The 23,149-nt window shown below is 33.0% G+C and carries 25 protein-coding genes; 2 read left to right on the plus strand and 23 right to left on the minus strand.

The window, feature by feature from the left end; translation table 11 throughout:
• The first annotated feature begins 30 nt into the window (after positions 1-30).
• Positions 31-1,011, plus strand: coding sequence for a LacI family DNA-binding transcriptional regulator (locus tag CBF36_RS08680; RefSeq protein WP_243638004.1), 981 nt, complete (start codon positions 31-33; stop codon positions 1,009-1,011).
• 136 nt (positions 1,012-1,147) lie between these two features.
• On the opposite strand, the gene CBF36_RS08685 is transcribed toward CBF36_RS08680, so the two are convergent.
• From CBF36_RS08685 to CBF36_RS08710, 6 genes are all read right to left on the minus strand, one after another.
• A complete protein-coding gene (locus CBF36_RS08685; protein ID WP_125958063.1) occupies positions 1,148-2,038 on the minus strand; it encodes a hypothetical protein in 891 nt (296 codons plus the stop codon).
• A gap of 102 nt (positions 2,039-2,140) precedes the next feature.
• Positions 2,141-3,802 carry a recombinase family protein gene (locus tag CBF36_RS08690; protein WP_125958064.1) on the minus strand — a complete coding sequence of 554 codons (1,662 nt, stop codon included), beginning with the start codon at positions 3,800-3,802 and terminating at the stop codon, positions 2,141-2,143.
• Positions 3,771-5,144, minus strand: a complete 1,374-nt coding sequence (locus CBF36_RS08695) for a recombinase family protein (protein WP_125958065.1) — start codon at positions 5,142-5,144, stop codon at positions 3,771-3,773. Before CBF36_RS08695 ends, CBF36_RS08690 begins: the two co-directional genes overlap by 32 nt.
• Positions 5,145-5,442: 298 nt before the next feature.
• On the minus strand, positions 5,443-6,060 hold the full coding sequence (locus CBF36_RS08700; protein ID WP_165865441.1) for a ribonuclease H1 domain-containing protein: 618 nt from the start codon (positions 6,058-6,060) through the stop codon (positions 5,443-5,445).
• Positions 6,053-7,690, minus strand: a complete 1,638-nt coding sequence (locus CBF36_RS08705; protein WP_125958067.1) for a DUF927 domain-containing protein — start codon at positions 7,688-7,690, stop codon at positions 6,053-6,055. Before CBF36_RS08705 ends, CBF36_RS08700 begins: the two co-directional genes overlap by 8 nt.
• A 16-nt stretch (positions 7,691-7,706) precedes the next feature.
• Positions 7,707-8,063, minus strand: a complete 357-nt coding sequence (locus tag CBF36_RS08710) for a hypothetical protein (RefSeq protein ID WP_125958068.1) — start codon at positions 8,061-8,063, stop codon at positions 7,707-7,709.
• A 280-nt stretch (positions 8,064-8,343) separates the two neighbouring features.
• Between CBF36_RS08710 and CBF36_RS08715 the strand changes: the two genes are divergently transcribed.
• Positions 8,344-9,369, plus strand: coding sequence for a hypothetical protein (locus CBF36_RS08715; RefSeq protein WP_125958069.1), 1,026 nt, complete (start codon positions 8,344-8,346; stop codon positions 9,367-9,369).
• Between the two features lie 169 nt (positions 9,370-9,538).
• On the opposite strand, the gene CBF36_RS08720 is transcribed toward CBF36_RS08715, so the two are convergent.
• The 17 genes from CBF36_RS08720 to rlmH all read right to left on the minus strand — a co-directional run bounded on the left by CBF36_RS08720 (position 9,539) and on the right by rlmH (position 23,061).
• Complete coding sequence (locus tag CBF36_RS08720) at positions 9,539-10,075, minus strand: hypothetical protein (protein ID WP_125958070.1); 537 nt, start codon at positions 10,073-10,075, stop codon at positions 9,539-9,541.
• 23 nt (positions 10,076-10,098) lie between these two features.
• Positions 10,099-10,425 (minus strand): hypothetical protein, encoded by a 327-nt coding sequence (locus CBF36_RS08725; protein ID WP_125958071.1) that lies wholly within the window; start codon positions 10,423-10,425, stop codon positions 10,099-10,101.
• A 50-nt stretch (positions 10,426-10,475) separates the two neighbouring features.
• On the minus strand, positions 10,476-10,841 hold the full coding sequence (locus CBF36_RS08730) for a hypothetical protein (protein WP_125958072.1): 366 nt from the start codon (positions 10,839-10,841) through the stop codon (positions 10,476-10,478).
• A gap of 276 nt (positions 10,842-11,117) precedes the next feature.
• Positions 11,118-11,405 carry a hypothetical protein gene (locus CBF36_RS08735; RefSeq protein ID WP_125958073.1) on the minus strand — a complete coding sequence of 96 codons (288 nt, stop codon included), beginning with the start codon at positions 11,403-11,405 and terminating at the stop codon, positions 11,118-11,120.
• A gap of 40 nt (positions 11,406-11,445) precedes the next feature.
• Positions 11,446-11,901, minus strand: a complete 456-nt coding sequence (locus tag CBF36_RS08740) for a JAB domain-containing protein (protein WP_125958074.1) — start codon at positions 11,899-11,901, stop codon at positions 11,446-11,448.
• Between the two features lie 12 nt (positions 11,902-11,913).
• On the minus strand, positions 11,914-12,438 hold the full coding sequence (locus CBF36_RS08745; RefSeq protein ID WP_125958075.1) for a DUF1643 domain-containing protein: 525 nt from the start codon (positions 12,436-12,438) through the stop codon (positions 11,914-11,916).
• Positions 12,439-12,450: 12 nt separating this feature from the next.
• Positions 12,451-12,771: a DUF960 family protein gene (locus tag CBF36_RS08750; protein WP_125958076.1), complete on the minus strand. Its 321-nt coding sequence runs from the start codon at positions 12,769-12,771 to the stop codon at positions 12,451-12,453.
• A 234-nt stretch (positions 12,772-13,005) separates the two neighbouring features.
• Positions 13,006-14,022, minus strand: a complete 1,017-nt coding sequence (locus CBF36_RS08755; protein ID WP_125958077.1) for an amidase family protein — start codon at positions 14,020-14,022, stop codon at positions 13,006-13,008.
• 55 nt (positions 14,023-14,077) lie between these two features.
• Positions 14,078-15,289 carry a phosphopentomutase gene (locus tag CBF36_RS08760; protein WP_125958078.1) on the minus strand — a complete coding sequence of 404 codons (1,212 nt, stop codon included), beginning with the start codon at positions 15,287-15,289 and terminating at the stop codon, positions 14,078-14,080.
• Positions 15,290-15,293: 4 nt separating this feature from the next.
• Positions 15,294-16,451 (minus strand): YhfX family PLP-dependent enzyme, encoded by a 1,158-nt coding sequence (locus CBF36_RS08765; RefSeq protein WP_125958079.1) that lies wholly within the window; start codon positions 16,449-16,451, stop codon positions 15,294-15,296.
• Position 16,452: 1 nt separating this feature from the next.
• The gene (locus tag CBF36_RS08770) at positions 16,453-16,803 is read right to left on the minus strand and encodes a PRD domain-containing protein (protein WP_125958080.1); all 351 of its coding nucleotides are present in this window, start codon (positions 16,801-16,803) and stop codon (positions 16,453-16,455) included.
• Between the two features lie 10 nt (positions 16,804-16,813).
• Positions 16,814-17,737 (minus strand): GntR family transcriptional regulator YhfZ, encoded by a 924-nt coding sequence (gene yhfZ, locus CBF36_RS08775; RefSeq protein ID WP_125958081.1) that lies wholly within the window; start codon positions 17,735-17,737, stop codon positions 16,814-16,816.
• Between the two features lie 10 nt (positions 17,738-17,747).
• The gene (locus CBF36_RS08780) at positions 17,748-18,845 is read right to left on the minus strand and encodes an aminotransferase class V-fold PLP-dependent enzyme (RefSeq protein WP_125958082.1); all 1,098 of its coding nucleotides are present in this window, start codon (positions 18,843-18,845) and stop codon (positions 17,748-17,750) included.
• Positions 18,842-19,732: a phosphotriesterase family protein gene (locus CBF36_RS08785; protein ID WP_125958083.1), complete on the minus strand. Its 891-nt coding sequence runs from the start codon at positions 19,730-19,732 to the stop codon at positions 18,842-18,844. The genes CBF36_RS08780 and CBF36_RS08785 overlap by 4 nt, the downstream gene beginning before the upstream one ends.
• Positions 19,733-19,750: 18 nt before the next feature.
• Positions 19,751-21,067: a YhfT family protein gene (locus CBF36_RS08790; RefSeq protein WP_125958084.1), complete on the minus strand. Its 1,317-nt coding sequence runs from the start codon at positions 21,065-21,067 to the stop codon at positions 19,751-19,753.
• Between the two features lie 27 nt (positions 21,068-21,094).
• Positions 21,095-21,457: a DUF2620 domain-containing protein gene (locus CBF36_RS08795; RefSeq protein ID WP_125958085.1), complete on the minus strand. Its 363-nt coding sequence runs from the start codon at positions 21,455-21,457 to the stop codon at positions 21,095-21,097.
• A gap of 1,124 nt (positions 21,458-22,581) precedes the next feature.
• On the minus strand, positions 22,582-23,061 hold the full coding sequence (rlmH, locus tag CBF36_RS08800) for a 23S rRNA (pseudouridine(1915)-N(3))-methyltransferase RlmH (RefSeq protein WP_125958086.1): 480 nt from the start codon (positions 23,059-23,061) through the stop codon (positions 22,582-22,584).
• Positions 23,062-23,149: the final 88 nt, after the last annotated feature.

Consider the following 23,149-nt stretch of genomic DNA (forward strand, 5'->3'; position numbering starts at 1 on the left):
TATTCATATAATTATATAAAGGAGATTAACATGGCTAATATAGAAGATGTTGCAAAAAAAGCTGGTGTATCAGTTACGACAGTATCTAGAACTCTAAATAATCATCCCTATGTTTCAAAAAAAACAAAGGACAAAATATATCGTGCTATGGAAGATTTAGAATATTATCCAAACAACGTAGCTCAGCAGCTTCGTGGAAAAAGAAAAAAAATGATAGGTGTTATCATTTCCTATATTACTAATCCTTTCTTTGCCTATCTTGTCGATGCAATTGAAAAAACAGCTTTAGAATATGGGTACACATTAGTTGTGTTACAAACTCGTGGAAACCAAAAATTAGAAAAATTATATGTTGAATTAATTCCAAAAAAGCAACTAGATGGGTTAATTATTACCAATCTAGAAAATGCAACCCCACAAGTCATTAATTTGATTAAAGAAGGGAAAATAGTTTTATGTAATCGCTATATTGGAAATAAAGATATACCTGTTATTTCTATAGATGAGGAAAAAGCGAGCTACGAAGGAACAAAATACTTAATCGATAGTGGACATAAAAATATCGCATTTTGTACAGGGAATGTTAAAAACACGCATGATTATAGGTTCAAAGGCTTTCTAAAAGCATTAAATGAATCCAATATACCATTTGATAATTCTTTATTTTTTGAATATATATTAGGTGTTGACGGTGGGAGAAGTTTTATTAAAAAATTCATTGGTTTAGAAAATCCACCTACCGCTGTATTTTCAAATGGAGATGAAGTTGCAGCAGGGATAATAAGTGAAGCAAGAAAATATAGTGTTAAAATTCCCGATGACTTAGCGATTCTTGGCTTCGATGACCATCCGCTAGCTTCTCTTACAAATCCTGAAATTACAACAATACATCAACCAATTACAGACATAGGCGAAATTTCAACATTAACACTTCTTGCAAATTTAGAAGGAACAAGTTTACCTGAACCAAAAGAATTAGAAACTTCAATTATTATAAGAGAAACTACTTAGTTACCCACATGCACAAAAAAATAAGATTCAAAAAACCTGTTATTAAGGATAATATAACAGGATTTTTGAAAATAAATTATATTATAATAATTATTAATACTTCATTTTTTATCTCTAAATGTTGTAATACCTAAAATCATACATTTCTATTACGTACGGTTAACTTATTTTCTGATAGTACAATATTAATATTGCTCAAATCATCAGGTATATCATAATTATGTACTTGCAACAATGTTCTCATTCTATCAATATGATCACTCTCGTTAAGATTATCACTCGTTATTTCTGTCAAATTATGTAGTAGTACTCCTATTCCTATAACTTTAGTATTTCTTAAATTTATTTGAGTACTGTCTGTAACAATATTTGAATCAATATCTCTAATCAGACCTTTATGGAATAAATCTAATAATTCTTGATAAATAGAAATCACATTATATCCATCTAGTACTTCTTTCTTTTTTGGTAAGTAATGATAATCATCTGGCAACGTTTGACCCACGCCAACCATACCTAACAATAATAGCTGCCTATAGCTTAACGATTCAAATAACCTGATCAACTGACTGGCTATCTCTTTTGATATGGTCTCATCACAACTAATATTCGCTATTAGATTCGCCATATATTTTATCTTCTTTTCTTCATATTCTCTTTGACATACCATTAGAGCTCCTTCAGCTATTTCTTCAAAAGAACTTCTCTCAAATTGATTAGGTTCAAAAAAATTATCTGTTCGTAATGATTTTTGACTTTCAAAATTTTCATTTAATTTTTGTGCTGTTAATGTAAAAAGAGCTCCAACTTTCACACTTTCTCTAGTAGACATATTTCTTTCAGAAAAATCATTTCCCGTTTTTAAAAATAAATCCCAAATATGAGTTAATGCTCCTGTCAAAAAAGCTGTAGGCATATGGTCTATCCCATTAACCATACCTTCCGCTAATGATGCCGAAGCTCCTGTTTGTATAATATGACTACCATTGGTTATCATTTTTTTCATTTTTCCATTCATTTCTTTCATATTACTACTCCTTAATTATAATAAAAAGAACAGATGTTCTCTTTTTATTATATCACCTATTTTTATTATTTAAAAATAATTTTGGAACACGGATTTGTATTTTTATAAACGAAATCCTATTCTATCTTTGTATACAAAAATAGCCATATCTCCTCGAGATATGGCTTCTTGATAGATAGTATTCAGTTGATTGACTATGGCTTCATCAAAGTAAAGGTGTAACTGAAATTGATCTTTTGTCTCTTTGTTAAACGTGATTTCTTTGATGAAAGATTGATAGACTTGCTTAATCTCCTTCTTTGAACTTTTATTTATGAATTGTTGAATCGCTTCTAATATCCGACTGATATCAGTGACTTGAATCGGTTGATTCTTAGTTTGTTTAAGACGTTCTATCTCTCGTTGACGTTGTTGAATCATAATGGTATCGTTCTCTAGTTGTTCCAATCGTTCTTTCAATTCAGAATATAACTCAGGTGTATCATCTAAGACTTGCTGCCACTTCGCTTGTTTCGTTTGAATTTCAACAAGTTGCTTCTGTAGTGTTTGTGATTCTTGTTCAGCTTGACGGGCTTGTTGGTTGATTTCCTTATTCAACGCATCCACTAACCCTTCCAGTATCTCAGGCACTTGAATGACTTCTTTGAGTCTATCTGCCACAAACTGTTCGGCTTTATCAGCTCTTACAGAGTTCGCATGACAGACACTTGCCCCCTTATTTCGAAAATTAGCACAAGAGTAGTATCGTATCCGTTTCTTCGTCCCATCTTTTAGCGTATTGGTTGTGTTACTTGCTGCCATCGGTCCACCACAATCTGGACATCTGAGTAGCCCTGTCAAAAGGTTTTCTCCTCGCTCGTTCCATTGTGGCTGTTTCTTCGCAACTTTCATGCGTGTCTGGACACTCTCAAATAGGGTTTTGTCAATGATTGGCTCATGGGTCCCCTCAACCACTATCGGTTGAGGGTTCTTTCCCTTTCGTCTCTTCTCTTCCCAATTGACATACTTCGCATACTCTAAATAACCACCATACGTTTTATTCATCAAAATATCTTTAATAGCCACAGTTGAAAATGAATTACCTTTCACTGTGTGATAACCTAAACGGTTTAAGTCATTGGCTATCGCACGATAGCCTTTTCCATTTGCGTAGTCTTGATAGATTTTTCTCACAATCACTGCTTCCTCTTCTTGAATCACTAATCGCTTTCGACCCTCATCATCTACCGTACTCACATATCCCAACATGCGTCCACCCGCAAATCGTTTTTGATCTCGCACCAATGATCGCATTGCCAGTTGAACATTCTCACTAATTTGATTCCGTTCAAACTCACCAAATGACCCTAATAGTTGAAGCATTAATCGTCCTGTACTCGTACTAATATCAAACTGTTCACTAATCGAATAGAAACTCACATTATGTTTATAGAGTTCTTCTGTAGTATTTAAGATATCTCGATTATTACGACCTAAACGAGAGAGTTTCCACACTATCACCATATCAAATAAGTTTTCTCTTGCGTCTGTCATCATACGCTGAAAAGCTGGACGATTCTCTGTCCGTTTTCCACTAATCCCTTCATCCGCGTAAACTTCATAGACATCATACCCTCGTTGTAAACAAAATTGACGAATGACTTGTTCTTGTGCGGCCAATGAATACCCATGAACCGCTTGTTCTGTTGTCGATACTCTTAGATAGAGTGCTGCCTTTGGTTGGTCTAATGAATCAGACAACGTCTGATTGAATCCGAATGCCATATAAAAGAACCTCCTTTAATTGTTTGTCTAGTGTAACTTGTACGTGGTCAATATAAGACCAAATGACATCTTGAATAGTATTGTCAGATAGATGGAGTAATTGAGTTACTCTCTCTTCTAATTGTTCTTCAGTCAACGTAATAGATGTCACATCATTCAGTTGTTTTGTGAGTATATCTAGTTGTTGAACCATCTCCTTTTTGGATAGTATTCCTTGTTCATATTGATCAAATATGCAAGACTTCCGTTTCATCAAATCACTCACAGTTGCCTCTTTTTGCTTCGCTACTTGTGATAGCTGTTTCTGTAGTTCATCCAGTAATATTGTGAGATTATTGGTCTCCGTCAGATACGTTTTAATAGAGCTTAGTACCTCTTTTTCTATGGTTGGGGCATCCAATCGATAGCCTATACAGTCTTCATAACCACACGCATAATAATGATAAGTATGCTGGTAGATACTATCACTCTGCATTTTTGGGCTTAGTTTTCTACCACAATGCGGGCAGGATATTTTCTTTCTTAAAGGATACTCTCGTGTATCCCTCTTCTTTGGTCGACGTCGTGTTCGTTTTTCTGTGGCTTGTTGAAAGATATCTGGGTGAATGATCGGTATCACATCATGTGATAGGTACGGTGTTAGATTCTTACTGCTGTGTCCAATTTGTCCAATATAAACGGAATGGCGTAAGATAGTGGCAATATGATGTTTCTTGAATGGTTTACCTCGAAAGGTCTTTCCTTCTTTTTGAAGTTGTTGGGCAATTTTTTGATAGCCCATTGAAGTGGACGTATAGAGAGAAAAAATTTGTCGGACAACCGTGGCTTCAGATGGATGAGCAACAATCTTTCCTTCTTGATACCGATACCCAAAGGGGACTTTTGCACTCAATACTTTCTTTTCTAACTTCTTCTGTGCCAATCCTTGATTGATATTTTCAATCGTGACACTTCGTGTGAACTCAGCTAGTGAAAAAAGGATTTGAACAAACAACAATTGAGTGGCTTGTTTGTCACCTAAAGAAGAAGGTATCGGCTCTAACACCGATACCACTTCAACATGATGTGTCTGACATAATTCAAGGAAATCAAGCGCATTGGAAACATTTCGGGAAAGTCGATCATACCGTGTCACATAGAGTGTTCTGGATTGTGTTGAGGATGTTACCCATTCGGTCAATCTGGCAAAATCTGGACGATTGATGGTACTTCCTGAAAGACCATCATCAATGAACCACTTGGATATATCTTGTTTGACATGTTGTTGGATGACTTCCTTCTGCATCTCAATCGATACCTTATGGTCTCTTCTAACCGACGTTCGACAATAGGCTACATGCATTGTTTCACCCCTTTTCCAATCTAAACTTCCCCGATTTCCCGCTCATTTTTTAGGCACTAGTCAATACTTTAGACTCATTCAAACTCATCCTATTCCCATCAATCATCCTATCTATATTTGTACAAAACTATAGATAGAATGACAAAGTCGGGAAATCGGGAAATCTATTTTCTATATGAGTGATATGCCTATTTTTTTGACGGGTTTTCGGGTATTGGATAGTGAATGAGATATGGAAGTAGGTGTTTTGAAAACTCCTCCATGAATCGTTTGTTATCAAATTTCATCCCATCTTCTATCATTTGAATGCTCCTTTCTTTGCCAATCTATCAGCCATATCATTATATTTATTGTGACTATGCGCTTTTACTTTTACAAAAGATAGATTGATTTTTTCTACTTTCTTTTCCATATAATAAACATATGCTTCAGATATAGGTACGTTGGCCTTCCACTCACCAGAGGCCCATTTTTCAATCCCCATATAATCATAATGTATCGTTACATGGTCATACCCATTTTTGATAGCATAATCAATGCCCTGTAATACGGCAACAATCTCACCACCCACTTGCTTACTGCCAGTATATTTAGGATTCGAACTTTTTCCATGCTGTGTAAACTTAATATCATCTTCTATCACAGCAACAAATCCCCAACCATACTGTTCCTTACTTTGACACCATGATCCATCTACATAGATATCAACGGAATTAGAAAAATCAGATTCAGATATAGAAGATTGAGACACTTTAAGTGTCTCATCTCCTTTTGATAAATAACGCTCTGCTTCTTCCAATGAAGAAAAGGATTTATATGTTGCTCCTGAAAATCCCTTTACGTGTTTTTCACATTCTTTCCAAGACGTATACACACCTGGACGAATTCCACTTTTTACTGCATAGTATTTACTCATATTTAGACTCCTCCTTCTGTTGATTACCATGAACATCAATTGGAACGCCAAGAAGCACAAATTGTGACTTATTCGAATCTCGGTAGTATAAACGATCTGATTCGGTTTTAGTAATACCAGTCTGTTTCCATTCTTTCAAAATTGAAGTTGCTGACGGTAGGCCTAAATCAACAATGATGGTATCAAACACTTCTTTACGTATTTTTACATACCCATTTTTTGTATTAATTTCTCCAAGGTAATCACCAGAATTTATTGGTTTATCACCATCAATAGAGAAAAAATTCTGTTTCTTTACAATCCATGAAATCAATAATTCTAGAGTAGTTGCATTATAATCAAGTAGTAAAGCTTGTTTCTCAATAATGCTACACAAAATCGTATCCATTCCATCTATATCTAAACTAACCTCAAAGCAATGTTGGATTAGTTTAGCCGTTAGCATCACAGCTGCTATACGTTTGATAAAACGTTGTACTTTATTATTTGCTTTTGGAAATCTTTGATGATATTGACTGACAATATCATCAAAGGAGCTCGATAATTCTGACACATTATAATTAGTCAAAAATTCTGCAAACATAGGGGCAGCAAAACCAAAGTTTTTTTGAAATACACTCTTAATTTGTTCAGCGTGTTCTGAAGATTTTGTATAGTTTAAGCCTGCTAATTCATAATACCTAGCACCTAACCCGCCATTCTTTTTAGTATATTGTTCAAGCGATTCCTCTCCAGTTACTAACACTTGCGTGACAAAAGAAGCTCCCTCCTTCATCTCACTCGTTTCTGATAACCGATCTTTTTCTTTCCCATTGCCAATATTATAAATCAAATCGCTAACATCACTGGATGAAGAGGATGATAGATCATCAAAACATAGCATAATACCATTAAGGCCTGCCAAAGACTTAATCATTGAATTCTTAGTAGATGAAAAAGACTTCATCAAGCTGCCAGCTTTTTGAGAGGTAGGTTCACCAAAACAACTTAGAGCTAAAATAGCTGAACAAGTTTTGCCTGTTGAACTATCCCCAAATAGATTGACTACACCAGATCCAATATCCTTTCCGAGTGTAAAAGAATCAAATGCTATAAAAACACTGGACAAAGATATTGATAGTACCAATTCCAACTCGACATTTTCTAGGACAAAGTCTTTAATACCTTGTAGCCACTGGTCGTAGCTACCCACTTTATTAAGTGATAGATTACCACCAAAAGATAAGTCCTCACTATCTTTTGTAACAAATGACAAAACATCCTCTTGCAGGTACCAGCCAGCTTGATTAATCACTTTAGTTGTTTTTACCATTTGCTTTTGCAACATTAAATAACGAGATAGTTCAGAAGAATACATAGGATCAATAGCTACTCCATACTTGCTAAGATAATTAATTTTATTTGGTAGTATTGCATCTGGCTCAATCATGATTGAACTAAACTCCCCTTCAAAATAAAACGTTAGCTGGTACTGTTGCTCCATGGTTTCCTTACTTTGCAAAATACGAGAAATGAACACTGAGCGGCTTATTCTGCCGTTTGGTCCTGAAACAGCATTTTTATCGACACTAAATTTATCTGCAACTTCGATTTTTTCTCCTGATTCTATCACACTTTTAAAATCATTCATTCTTGATACCTCCTATTTATTGATTATTTGAAGCATATGGTTGTAATAAATTAATTACTTGAATCGCAATGAGGTCTGAGTAAGAATGATGAAGCCCTTGCCCTTCCCTATATGTGATTAATACTTTAGCTCCAATAATCTTACTAAAATCAATAACGTGCTGAGACCAACAAATCCTTCCTATAGAGCTTAATACTGCACGTTGAACATACTTATCGTTTAGATTAAAGACAAATATATCTGAGCTAATAGATTCTGTCCCCTTTGATAAAGCTATTTTTAGTGTCAATACGTTATTACTAAACTCAACGAATTCAACTGTGCCCAAAAAATAACGTAAATAATCTTGAGGAACCTGATAACATGGAAACATAAAAATTACCCCTTTCAGATTTTTATAATATTTACTTACCGGTAGTAAATTAGTTATAACAACCAACGAGATGTTTGAGCATATCGCGTTGCCTGTTACAACTAATCTACTACATAAAATAAAGAACGTTTTTATCATTATTTACAAATATCAAATAATGATAAAAACGTTAAAATAAAAAGGTTCTTTTTTATTAAAATTTTTTAATAACCTGTTTAAAAAACATAAAATGGTATAATGATATATAAACTTTTATCTTAAAAAATTGGAGGAATGAGATATGACAATACTATTTCAAGATATAGTCGATAATGTACTCTACTTGAAAGAGGATATTGAGTATAGTACATTGGAATTAGTTCCGTTAAATGAAATGCCAAAAAGTCAACTTCAGCATCTTTTCAGCAAAACAAAAGTCTTACTAAAATCTGTACCTGAATTTAGTAAAGAATATTGTGATTTATTAAGTTATTTTCCAAGTTCGAAAAAGCAGTCACCTTCAGACGATTTGTATTCATACTCAATCTCTACTGAAAGGGCAGTCATTTTATGGACAGTTTTATCAAGTCATTTCTTATGGAATAGGTCAAATAAAAAAACTACTTTAATTAAAGAAAAGTATATTTATAAGAATATAGCCCATGAAAACAACGCAATATTACCTAAAAATGAATATCACAATAATCGATATACTTCGAAGCATATCGAAAATAATAGATTTGATTTAATGCAAAATAATGATTTCAATATAAAACTAAATAATCATTTAGAATATAACAAAGCTTTTGATTCAGATGATATAGATCTTGATAAAAGACAAAATTTTATATTTTCTCTTGCTAATTTCTGTCATATTTTAACTTACAAAAATATTGATGATGTTGACAAACAAGCCATGGAAGTATACACACTTTTAACAACAGAAAATACTGATATTGACGAATTTTCATACCAAGATATAAATGAAAGATATAAAAATTTTTTTAGTATAGTTTCTGATTTTAATAAAAATACAGTCAAAAATATGCTATTGAGCATTGTATACCCTCATAGCGGACCCAATTATTTACAATCTATAAAGAAAAAAAATATTAATTTATTAAAGATGAGAAGAAAAAATATGAAAGCTGAAGACGAAAGATTACTGGACTCGTTAACTGATAATTATCTTTTTACCGATTCATGTATGGAAGAGCATCAGTCAAATATTGATAAAAGGATGTATAATAGCATAAGATTTGAATCAGACCTTTATAATTTTTTACAAAATTATAAAACTAAAGATAATGAGACAGATACTTACTAAATATACCAAATCACTTTTACTGTAATTTGATATAACTGCAACAATAATCCCCATAAAATCATTTGTCAGAAAAATGATTTCATGGGGCATTTATATTTTATTCATTTACTTATTCACTATCCAAATACAAAACTAGTCATCATAATGACATAGAGTATCAAACGTTTCACTATTTACCCTCCTTTTCTTTCTTTTTCTCACCTAGGCCAGATAAGTTTTTGTCTTGTATCGCTTGTTTCACACTTTCTTCCGTCACGTTAAGATGAAAATAATCTATTATTCCTAAAGACAATACCACAACATTACTGATTAAATATAGCCAACCACTTAGACCAAAACCCGCTTTAAAGGACACCGCATACGATGCCGCTGCCGCATTCCCTAATCCTACGGTATCTTTCACATTCAAGCGAATAACGATAAGAACTAATAGAGATGCAATTGGTAAGACAAATCGCCACAACGATTCTTTCTCTTTTAACTTATCAAATTGAGTCATCAATAGTAAAAGAACTGGTACTACCAATAAAACTAAACTATAAATAGTCGAGCCATTAAACAGTATATGATAACCTGAGATACCATAGGTATCTGTATACTTTCCAAACGATTCCCCGTAAGTGATCAAACTACCCACAAACAGTGTCACAATCATTACTATGCTACATATATTTCCTATTGTTTTCTTTGATAGATGTTGTTTCATGTTAAGACTCTCCTTTATTCCTATTATTTATGCCACATCGTTTTACGTCGCTGTATTCGTTCTTCCAATATAATTCTAGCTGACCTTTTTTCATCTAAGCTGTTCCCGTTATACATGATGTATTCTAATTCACTATCACTTAGTTTTCGATACTGGCTGTGTCGATTAGCGATATCACGATTAATGGTTCGATCTCTTTTTGTTACTAATGCATACAAGCTAACTAATCCCACGAGTAGTGCTATCGGAACTTGCCACCACTTAAATTCCGTATCCAGTTGGTCATTCACCCATGGTAAAATATACTTCACAATGATGTAGCCTATGGCTACTAAAAATAAGATGCCCATTCTCTTTCACTCCTATGTATCTTTACGTCTATTTATGAACTAAAATAGACTTAATCATTCTCTTCTCCCTCTTCTGATCGTCTCTCTTCCAACCATTTTGTAATATAAACTAACTCCTCTTCCTCTACTCGATTAGATGTACTATCTTGTCGAATGTCACGCAAAAACCGTCGCATTTGGCGTTCTGAATAATCAAATTTTCTAGCTAACTGTTGAAGCTCTCGACTCGATAGTTGATGCCCTTTTTGTGTTTCTTTTTTAAGATACTGTTTCACATAATCCGCACTAATTAATTTGGTTGGAAACGTGATAGTCAAACCTTTAAACTCCTGATATAGTCGTAACGCATCATCTAATGACGTGACCTTCGCAATTGTTTGATACACCTCATTCAAACTACTTAGTTCTTTCGTCACATAAAGTCACCCTCCTTCCCATCAATTAGTATCAGTGTATCGGGTTTCTTTGGCCATTGCCTGTTCGCTTGTCTAGTCTATTGTCACTGACATTGACACTCTATTCGTCAGACAGTCATTCCATTAGCTTTTACTATCGATCAACCGAATCACCTCACAAATAATCGTTGTCCCTACAGTCAGACAAAGCTTTACCCATTGATTCATTTGCTGTCCTCCTTTTCAGTTAATGTCGCGATGACTTGTTTCAAACACGCTATAATCACTTGTCTATAGTTAGTCATTCCTATCACACTCCACGACAATAGACGATACTAATTTAGGACCGTGTAATAATCCATATAACAGCTGAGATGAGTCTTTTAGCGGCATCACATACACGACATCTTCTACCCCATAACCATAAAAAGAGACCGTTAGGGTCTCTGGTAATCTATCTAGACAATCGGTTGGTATTAACTCAGGCGATAACTCGTCTTTTTCCAACTCAACGGTTTCTTCTGACCACTCCTCTTGCTTCGTTTGTTTCCCTGTTTCCTGCTCAAACCATTCTTTCCAATCCATTTTTCTGCCCCTTTCTTCACTTTCAATATATGACGGCTATTCAACCTAACTTTTGATGTTCACGAAATGAGTAGTAACGCTCTTCTCCAATAATCAAATGGTCGAGTAATTCAATTCCCAATAACTCACTCGCTTTATAGAGTTTTTCCGTTAAACGTTCATCTGCTTCTGAGGGTGTCGGGTCACCGCTCGGATGATTGTGTCCAATCATCAAACGGGTCGCATTTGATAATAAAACTGACTTTAATATATCTCGAGGTACTGCGATACTTTGATTTGCTGTCCCAATATGAACCAAATGAACCACTGTTGGTTCATTTTTACTATTTAAGCCAATGCTCACTAAATGTTCTCTGTCCTTATTTTCTATGAATAGACGAATTAACTCATAAGCATCATCTGATGTTTGACAACGTCTTGGACCATACAACAGACTAGATTCTTTCACTAATGATAGGCTCACAATTGATACGCGTTTACTTGGTAATAGAGTCATTCTTTTCTCTCCTTATAGTTTAATTTTTTTCAATGTCCATGGTTGATTTCGAATACTTGGGACAAGTGGATGAATAGGTCGATTATCGTCATCCACAATCGCCACCACTTTGTGTTGGTTCGTCTTAGTCAGTAGGGATAAAATCTCTTTCAACCGATCCTGTGCAAATCCTTTTTGCGTTACTGCTGATCCACAACCGATGATGATTTGTTGGACCTCTTTTTTGTTTAATACTTCTTTCAACAATTCATCTTCTGTTTCCCTATCCAGTAATGTTTCAGATAGTTTCTTTGTGGAGTCAATTCCTGAGACAAGGTTTGCGACCAAATAGCCTTGATATCCCATCTCAACCACATGGTTTTGAATCAACATGGTAGTTAGGTCATTTTCTACCCCGCTCACTGACACTGGCTTCAACGTAATCACTGCGACAATTGCCTGATTTTCTGATCCCCATGTCCGTTGTAGTAAATAACGATTCTTTCTGTCATCACTCAAAAAGACTTCATTTTTTATCGTATGCGTTTCTACTTTCATCTTGTTTCCTCCTTAATATTCTTCTGGTAGTAACATGGTTTGATCTTGGCCATCATCAATTGCCCATATCTTTTTCACACTAAGTGAGTGGTATTCTTCAAACAAGTGAAGATGATATATCTGTTTCACTTCTGGTTTTTCTTGGCGATGAACAATCGTTAATAGTTCATGTTCAGTATCCACATCAAATTCAATGATTTGTAGGTAATCCATTGTTGGTTCTTTTTCTTTTGCCCGTTGTAAAATCAACTGCCAACAAAAATATTGAAGTTGATACGGTACGGCTTCTTGTACTCCTTTTGTCACGTAATATTGATTCTGTCTATCAAACATCTCTTTTCCTCCTTCTATTTTTGTGTACACAAAAAAGCCCAACAACCTAATAGGCTGTTGGGCTCGTGGTTATAATATATATTTAAAAATTTTTTAATTTCTGATTATTTTTTTCAAAAATATCATATGGCTTATTCTAAACATTAACATCTTCTATAATAATTAAAATCTTCTAGTTATCTATAACGTAAAAATTATTACTTCTATTTGATTTTTATTAATAACACTGTTCTGTTAAATTCCTAGCTCAAAGTATTTTGATAAGTCACCAAAATATCTATTTACTAGTTCATCTGTCCCTGACGACAATAACTTTCCAATAATCAAAAAATGTGGTATTACGCTTTCTTTTTTAGTCATCAGAACATATCCTACACTCAAATCTGAGCTCGGTACAGTTAAAGTTATAGCTCCAACCATATTAGCTACTCGAATAAAGCCCTTGTTAGCTATATTTTGCTTCTTTTTTGTGAAATCAGAAAAATGACCATAAATGCTATCTCCTACTCCATTTAAATCGACTGGTCCTTCCTTTGAAATCACTAAGTCAAAAGTACTTAAATAATGCTCTAGATCAACTATTAATCCTCTTCTATCCTTGGTATACTTATCATCCATTCCTATTAATGTTGATCTATACTCATTTTCTGTTAATTTGGCAGCTTCTTGCAATGCTTTATTATCTATACCTATTGATATATTTGGCAGGCTGGAGATTTCAAAAAACTTAGTCATAATTTTTGTAATATGATCTAACTCCTTAGATATTAAGCCAATTGATGGAGAGAAGGGAATACCATCTGTTGATACCTTTAACTCTTCATTCACCTGATGCTTTTTTCCTAATCGTGGATGAATAAACCCGTAAAGATTTAAACAAATTGCTGGTGCTAAAACAGATCCCCCACCATCGGTTCCAATTCCAACATCATTTATACCTAAAAATACATTTAGTGCAGTACCGCTTGATGATCCTGTCATATAATTGCCAGTTAATGGATTAATCAGTTCTAAATCAATCGCTCGACCAGATAAACTTGCTTTATCAACTGTATGATAAATATAACCTAATTGATTTAATTCCGTAATAAAACTTTCTGGAATTACTCTAACTTCTTTAACACCTAAATAAAAGCCATTCTCTTCTGAAATATAATCAATACTATTCGGATATACTTTTTTTACCGAGTTATATCGATTATCTAGAGCTAAGAAAGTCTTCTTAGCATATCTCTTTATTCTATTTGCCATTTTTAAGTCTCCTAAAAAAAGAAACCATGATCAAAAGATCACAGCATATCTTTTATTAATTATTTAGATTTTTTAGAAATGATGTCCCATTCTGTGGTTTTGATACATTAAAGAAATCTGCCACAGTTGATCCCACATCTGCTAAAGTCTCTCTTAATCCTATCTCTATTTTTTCTTTTCCTGGACTATAAACAAGCAGAGGTACGCGTTCTCGGGTATGATTGCTGTGACCAATAGTCGGATCATTACCATGATCAGCCATAATAACTAAAATATCCCCTTCAACAAGAACTGGAAGAAGTTCCTTAATTCTTCTATCACTTAACTCTAATCGATCAGAATATCGTGCTACATCTTCAGCATGACCTGCTAAATCAGTTTCTTGTATATTTAATGCAATAAAACCTGTTTCGATATCTTTCACTTCATTAATCAAGCAATCAAACAAGTAGTTAGAGTCCACTCCTGGAAATAATCTAGTACTACTGGTTTGAATTATATCAGCAATCTTTCCTAAAAAGGAAACAGTAATACTTGCATTATCTAAAATAGTTGGTATTTGTACATTTTTATCGATGCCATACCCTAAATGAACTACTTGATATCCATAATTGTATACACCAGATTCAGGAGCATCTACTCCTGCAATCTCATCATTTTTTACTTTTCTAGCTTTTAGTAAATCGTCAAGAGTTACTCGTTCTCCACCAAAAGTTATTACTCTAGATACTTGAACAACTTCACGAACAACATGTCCCAAATCTTTTAAGTCTTCAAAACTAATTAAATCTAAACAAGCTGACACATTATAAACTTGCCCGTAATCAGTTTCTAAATTATCACCAACAGTAGCGACTTCATTAACCACAAGTATTTGTTTTCCTTTTTCTCCCACACGTCTAACTTTATAATTATTTTTTAATAAGTTTTCTTCAACTTCATCTATTTTTTGATTGAAAGGCTGAATTAAAGGAACTTTAGGAGTTGTTCCCATTATTTCCTGGTGACCTAAAAAAGAATCAGCACCATAATGCGCTAAATTTGAGGTACCAAATACTGCAGATTCCGATTTTTTATGGTCACCTATTTCATAACCTAGTGCATTCATCAACCCTAATTTTTCTAAAGTTGGTATTTTGATACTTGGATTTTTTTTTATAATATGACCTGCTGTACTACTTCCAATATCTCTAGGTCTAACTTCAGATACATCATCCATTGCTCCTATTCCAAAACTGTCTAATACAATTAAAACAAATCGACTCATATTATCACCTTCTAATTAAATTTCCTAAACTATTATATATTCCCTCTAATTTAGGATTTGCTGAGCTGATTCCTGAAACAACTGCGATGTCACTTCTTGTAACAAATATTTGTGTTCTAAAAGCCGCTATAACTGTCGATCCAACTGAATGACTATTTTTGGCAGTTAAATAATAATCTATACTCTCATTACCAAAAGATTCTATAGTATCTTTAACATAATTATTTTTTTCATCAATAACAAGTAGATTTTCCAAGTGTCCTCGTCGATAATATCCACCACCATAAAAATATGCTTTTCCATCTAAATTATGAGATACTTCGCTTAAGTAAACCATACTAGGTAATTCTTCTAAATCCATTTCAGCATGAAGTGGCGTTGTACCAGTTAATGCATGTCCTGGTTCACCCTGCGTTCCACCAATTTGTTTGATTAAAGGAATTGTTTTACTACAAGTAGCTGATGGAATATTTAATTCTGAAATATTGATATCATTCTCATTTAAAATTACTTTAGCCCTTTCAATAGTTTGTATATTAGTAGTTGGTTTTAATGCGTTTTTTCCATCAAATAAAAAACATGGAAACGAGGTAATTCCAACAATTTCTATATTTTTTAAGTCCTTGGAGAATTTAGAAACCGCCTCTAGATCAGCCAAGTGAAAGCCTCCAAATTGTCCCTCATATACCTCATCTGTCGGTTCGATTACCTTTAATAAAACTTTTTGTTTTTTCCTAAGCTTTTTTGCTACATTATTGATTTCTTCTAGCATTTCAGTTGAAAAAACTGTCATATATTTTGGGCCATAACCTATAACCTTTTCTAATAATGCTTTAGGCACTTGAACTAAATGTCCCACATTACCTATCGGAAGGTTATTTTCCATCATAATTATAGCTTCTTTGAAATCAACTACGACAGCATTTTTAATACCTATTTCACTTATTTTTTTAGAAATAAGCGGATTACGACCAATTTGTTTAGTCATATAAAACAGTTCAATCCCAGTTTCATCTGCTTTTTTCTTGAGTATTTTTGCATTTTCCACAATTTGATCTAAATCAAGCACATAAGTATCTGGTAAAATAGCCCCATCTCTATGCAATTTTATAGCAGCTTTAATTAAATTTGGATTCCTACGCTCTGTTGTTTCTAAAAACACATTACTCCTCCTTTAATAAATTAATTATATGTAAATATAGATAATCTAACTCTGCTTCTTCAAAGTCTTTATCAACCATTTTATTCAGATCCTGCCACAGCTCTTTAGAATGCCAGTATTTTGGATCGGATTCAATCTCTGACAGGACAAAATCATCAAGACTACTTATCAATTCATTACTTTTTCGCCTTGTATCAGCCATTGCTAAATGCGTCAAAAAAACATCGGCTTGTTCTATGCTATTTATTACTTCTCTTTCAAGAAGATACTGCAGTACTTTTAAAATATAATTTTGTGTATCCTCGTCAATTACACCACTATCAACTAATATTTTTAGCTTTTCTTTAATCATTACTGTCTCCTTAATATCTAGGAACTAACTTCCCATCTTTTACTTGCTGTTGAATATCCATGACATGTTCTAAATTGAAGCCTTTAGTAAAAAAAGCTTCCATTAATTGATCTTCCTGATGACAAACAATAACAGATGTGCTCATTTCATCGGCAAGTTGATTATTTTCAAAAGGTATATAATTTAATTCCTCATAATTTTTATCTCGAATTTCGTCAAAATTCCAAATTCCAGCATCTATTTGTCCATCCTTCAATGAATGTATAATTTGATGTCCTGGCATTTCAACTAGCTTAACCTGTATTCCATTAATAGCATCATTTGTCAAAATTTGCTGATCAAGGGAACTGTAATCTATTGCAATCCTCATTCCATCCTCAATATGATTTTTTTTACGATTAGCAAATAATACAACATGTCCACTTAAATAAGTCTGCTTACCAAAATTAACTACTATCCTCAACGGATCACCGTTTTGAATAGCACGTTTAGCCGCAAATTCAGATACAATTGCAAAACGATACATCTTCATTGAAATGGTTCTAATTCTTTCTTTAGATCCGCGAATATAGGCTAAGTTTAATTTGATATTTCTTTCCTTAAATTCTTCATAAATACCTGTAGCAAGTCCTTCATACAGCCTTGAGTATGGTAAAGTCATTGTCCCTAAAACATATTCTGATAAAGCATACTCTTGAAGAATTGAGTAATCAATTTTTTCTATAAAAGTTCCTAAGTGTCCTTGACTTTTAGTTGATAGAGCGCCCTCTTTTTTTAAAAACGTCAGTGCATTCTGAACAGTACCTCTAGCAACTTTGTATTTATCCTGATATTCAGTTATGCTAGGCATTTTGTCACCTTTTTTCAACTGTAATAAATCAGAAGCCAAATAATTAATTGTAACTCCTTTTTTTTTTAAAAATTGATTACCCACTTTTATTCCCTCACTTCTTCACTATATTTATCGCTTCTTTTAATATTCTTATTATTGTTTCTACACCTGCCCGATTAGGATTAATTCGAATCATTGACTCTTCCGCCTCAGGGTCTGTCTTTATAAATGTACCGGATACTCTATAAATAAGAGGGGAAAATTCATATTTTGATTCAGCACCTACTGGATGAGGCAGAGCCCCTAATTTTCTCGCTGCTTCTATTATTTCCTTTGCATTTTTTTCTAATAATTTAACAACAACAACTTTCGATTGTGCATTCACTACAAATGCCTTTTCAAGTCCCGGAATTATTCCCTCATTAATTCTAGCACATAATTTTTCACTGACATCTGAAGAAATAGCGAGCGACACTGGAGCATAAACCATTCCTTTTAAAACATCTAATGCTTCATGTCCCTGAACTTGACTACCCCCAGAATAGTTATCTTCTCTTAACTTATTTATATAATTTTTATCTCCAACAATACATCCAATACCTTCAGGACCTAATAATTTAAATGTAGAAAAGCATGCTAAACTTCCACCAAATTGTGTCCCAATACCTTTAGTTTTCATTGCTGAATAATTATCATCTGTTACTATAGGTAAAGAATCACTCAATTCTCTGATTGTTTTAATAACCTCTTCCAAATCATAAGAATCATCAATTTTTTGTCGGGTGACTTGAACTAATACTCCTGTTAATTCTTCATGAAGAATAGCCTCTTTAAGTAAATCCAATCTGTTGAAGTTTACTCTTATAATGCGAATTCCTAGCATATCAATTGAGACTTGTGTTGTAGGATAAACTGCTGCATCATGTACAAGCAAAGTTCCATTAACTCCAACTGAAGCATATAGCGCCAATCTGATAGCATTTGTTCCAGATCCTCTAACAAGAATTGCACTCTCAGCTCCAAAAAAGTCAGCTAGTACCCTTTCAGCCTTTTCCGTAACTCTAGGTTGATTTAGACCTTTTACTACACCTAAATCTCCCCTAGTTAAAATTTCATTTCCTGGAAAAAAACGAGTAATTGAATCGACTAATTTAAATTGTAGTGCAGTCGCTTCCTCTATAGTTAAGCTTTTCAATGGATATGTTTTCATTTTTTTAAACCTCTATTCATAAATTCTGCCGGATTTTCTTCTAACATTTTTGTAATAAATTTTGAAGAAACACCATTTTCTAATGCCAATGGAACAAATTTATCTAATAAATAAGAGTAACCAATACCGCCCATATATTCTAGATTTGATTTTCTAGTAATATCCATTGATAGAAAAACTCTATCAGTGTAACCTCTTTTTTCAATTTCTTTCAACATGTTAACTCTTAAAAGGTCAGGTTGATAATTTTCTTTTCCAACAGTATCAAATTCAACGTATACACCTTGATCTAACATATGTAAAATGTAATCAATATCCCCTGTTAAATCTACATGACCAATAACTATTTTGCACAGATTTGCACCATGTTCTTTAAAAAAATCGATTTGTTCATGTCCGTATGTTCCTAAGGTTGTATGTGTAGTAATAGGAATACCTGTTTCTTTCTGCGCTATAACCGAGGCTTCAAAAACTTTTTTTTCTCGTGGGGTCATCATATCTTTACTTGTGCCAATTTCACCAATGATTTGAGCTTTAATATCAGTGTTAGCAATTCCCTCATTGATCTCTTTAATCATGAAATCTGTTAATTGTTTAACTGTGTGGTTTGTTACAAATTCAGGTAAAAATTTATCTTGATAAAAACCTGTAGCTTGAATAATATTCATATTCGTTTCATCTGAAACACGCTTAACATACATTGGATTTCTTCTCATATCCATATTAGTTACATCTACTATATTACGAACACCTTTAGAATACAATTTTTTGTATTCTGCAACAGTTTCATCAAAACAATTTAAATTTGTATCATCAATATTTTTTAAACGTGATAAATCAATCGTTGTATGCTCATGCATGTATGTAATTCCTTTTTGTAATACCATAACTCTATTATCTCCTTTTTAACCAGTTACTACAGGTGTAAATAGACCAATTAAATTTAAAAGATTAACGATAATACCAAGTAGAATAGCTGCAATTGGTCCTACTGCTAACGCCACAACGGGTCTTTTCGCTTTTTGATTTAGTAATAATAACCCTATTACCCAGAAATACCCTATACCTGGCGCAATTGATTCTGAAGCCATTGCACCACCTATTAAAAGAGCAATCTCTAAAACTTTATTCATTGCTGTTCTAATATGTTCCCCCATCTCTCTAATACCAGGGAATCTATCTAATGCTTTCGCCATTACTGTTAATAATTGAACTTCAACAAACATTAACAGTACTCCCACAATAAATGCCATTATTGGGTTTCCTCTCAACAAAATTCCAGCAACAAAAACAAATGTTGTCCCTGCTGGACTATAAACACCTGTTACAATAGCTGTTGAGAATACTAAGGGAATAAAACCAATTCCTCTAGCAAATGCTGCAAGCGCTGCCTCATTAAATTTACCTTCAGACATAAGATTTAGAGAAATTGGGTCTCCAGCAATTAATAATAAGCTAGTCGCAGCAGAAATTACACCGCCTGTAACAGATAACCAAATCCAATTCTTCTTGATCTTATTAACACGTTCTAAGAAAACACTGACTAAACTTTCATTTGAATTACTTCCATCACTTTTTACTTTAATAGCATAATAAATCATAAAAATCATACCTACTAAAAGTGATAGCCCTTCTGCGCTAAGAGTTAGTGTTGTGCCATTCCCCAAATTAAATGTTCCAAATTGTTTAACAATAAATAATGTCAATAAAGTTGCAATAAAAGAGATACTTCCTTTTTTAAAACCATGTTGACTAGCAATTGCAACTGCTGGAAAAATACTAAAAGAAATAACAACTGGAGCACCTACTTGTGATAATGAATCCATAAAATTAACTGGCATTAGGGCAAATGCATCTACAACTGCTTGTAGCCCTAACACTAAACCTACTCCATAAATAGCACCTACTACCCCTGAAATTATAAGACCTTTTTTACCAGATGGAGCCCAAGTACCTATAATATCAGTCATTAAGAGAACACTATGTACTAATAAGATAGAAGCGCCAATTGAAACAGGAATACCGAATCCAATAACCAATCCAAAACTCATCGCAAAACTTGTAGCTGCTAATTCTTTTTTACTTATTTTTCCTTCTAAATACTCTGGTACAACAGGACGTAACCCATCATTAAAAACTGCTATACCTTTATTTGCTAAAATTGCTGCTAAACCACCTACAATAGCTATAGTCACTATTTCAACTAATTTCGAAGAGTCCATACTATTTTCACCATTTCCTTTTTAGTTTTATAATTTATCAAGTTCATCCATAATAATTGGTACAACAATTTCTTTATGTTGCGCTGTAAAACCAAAAGCCTTTTTACCAGATAACACTTCTTTTCTTATTTCTGCTTCATCCATCACTTTTGAAGGCATTGAAACAGTAACACAATTTTCACGTCCTAATAGTGCTAGTGCCATAGCTAAAGCACCCCCACCACCTGTATTACAAGCACCCATATAAAAATCTGCTTGTCCATTTTTAACAGCCATAGCTGCGTCTAGATCACTTTTTACATCAATATCAAAATTACCATTTCCATATTCCTCTACTAATTTCCTTACTTCTTCCTTATCAATTTGTCCACCTACGACTATTTTTTTCATTGTTATTTCTCCTTTCTCAATATACATTTTTTTGTATATTGAATCAAAATTATTAATACGCTTTCATTATAATTCATATTAACAGAATTGCAAGCCTTTTCTAAAAAATAGGGGTAAAAAAAGAACATAACTAAAAGAGTGGTGCTGACGCAATAAAGAATGGGACGATTCGATACAAACATTATCTGCGATGTCCCTTGTCGGGACATACTAATGTGATGCTTTTTTATGTATTTCTTTTTGATAACGGTATGACATATACACAAAAACTTAATAACTATAAAAAATACAATTTTGTAGTTGTGGAAGTTAAGATAATATTCCTAATACGAAATCAACATCTTACTTTTCTCCAAAGTATATGCAAGAATTTCTCCGTTGTATAGGTTCATCATAGAAGATAAATAAAATAGTTTTCTTCCAAATGATATATATATAATATCCGTTGCAAGTTTTTTAATGATTCATTAGATTTAAAATCACGATTCAATATTTTTTTGGAAACCTTGGATGGTTATACTACTTTTTTTTATTTTTACTTTGCATCTTCAATGATATTTTGCATAATCCGTTGAATTGTATTTTTACAACTTTCCTTTTCTTATTAATATAAAGCAGTTATTTTTCTATAACCATATATACTTATTTTTTCACATAATAATTGTATATCTGATTCTAACTCAGTTAATTTTTCGAATGGTTTATTATTACAACATCTATAATAGGTTAATCTAGGATTGTTAAACAAACCATATAAGTCAATAATAATCATATGATTTTTTCTATCGTTAACTATCTCTACGATTGTTCCGTATTTAGGGTAAGTTCAAAACGACCTACAAACATCTTTAAATCTAACACAATATTTAGACACAATGGGAGAATGCAATTTAACTATTTTGAATTTCTATTTAATTTAAAGTAACGAAACTGACATAAAAAACTTGTATAGGTAATAATTTATACAATAAAAAACAGTTGTGTAGATCATTTTTTAATAAAATTACATAATTAAGTTTACTTAGTAAAGACTAAAATCTATAAATAAGTTTTAAAATATGTTTTTCTGCTCATTAGAGAATCAAGTTAAGAATTTTTACTAATTAAAACATCCATTAACCGCATCATTTATGATACGGTTCTCCATTATTAATTCTAAAAGTTCGATAGATTTGTTCTGTTAAAACCAATTTCATTAATTGATGTGGATAAGTTAGTCGACCAAATGACAGTTTTTCATCACTTCTCTTTAACACATCTGTGGATAACCCAAGTGATCCTCCGATAATAAAAACAAATTGACTTCTCCCACGTGTTGTTAATTTATCTAGTTCGCTTGCAAATTCTTCTGAAGATAATTGCTTGCCTTCAATAGCTAACGCAACAACATAATCTTGGTCGCTAACTTTACTTAAAATTCGTTGTCCTTCTTTCTCTTTGACTTGCTCCATCTCTATCTGGCTTAGGGTTTCTGGTGCTTTTTCATCTGGTACTTCTATCATCTCTAATTTGCAATATCGGCTCAATCGTTTACTATATTCTTCTATCCCTTGTTTTAAATATTTTTCCTTTAACTTACCTACAGTAATAATTTTTATTTTCATATTTTAGCCACCTATTCTCTATCTATTTAACGTTTAAAAAGTTATCCACACTTATCCACATTTTTACTCACAGAAAAAAATTTCATAT

This window comes from Vagococcus bubulae, assembly GCF_003950315.1.
Classification (GTDB): domain Bacteria; phylum Bacillota; class Bacilli; order Lactobacillales; family Vagococcaceae; genus Vagococcus; species Vagococcus bubulae.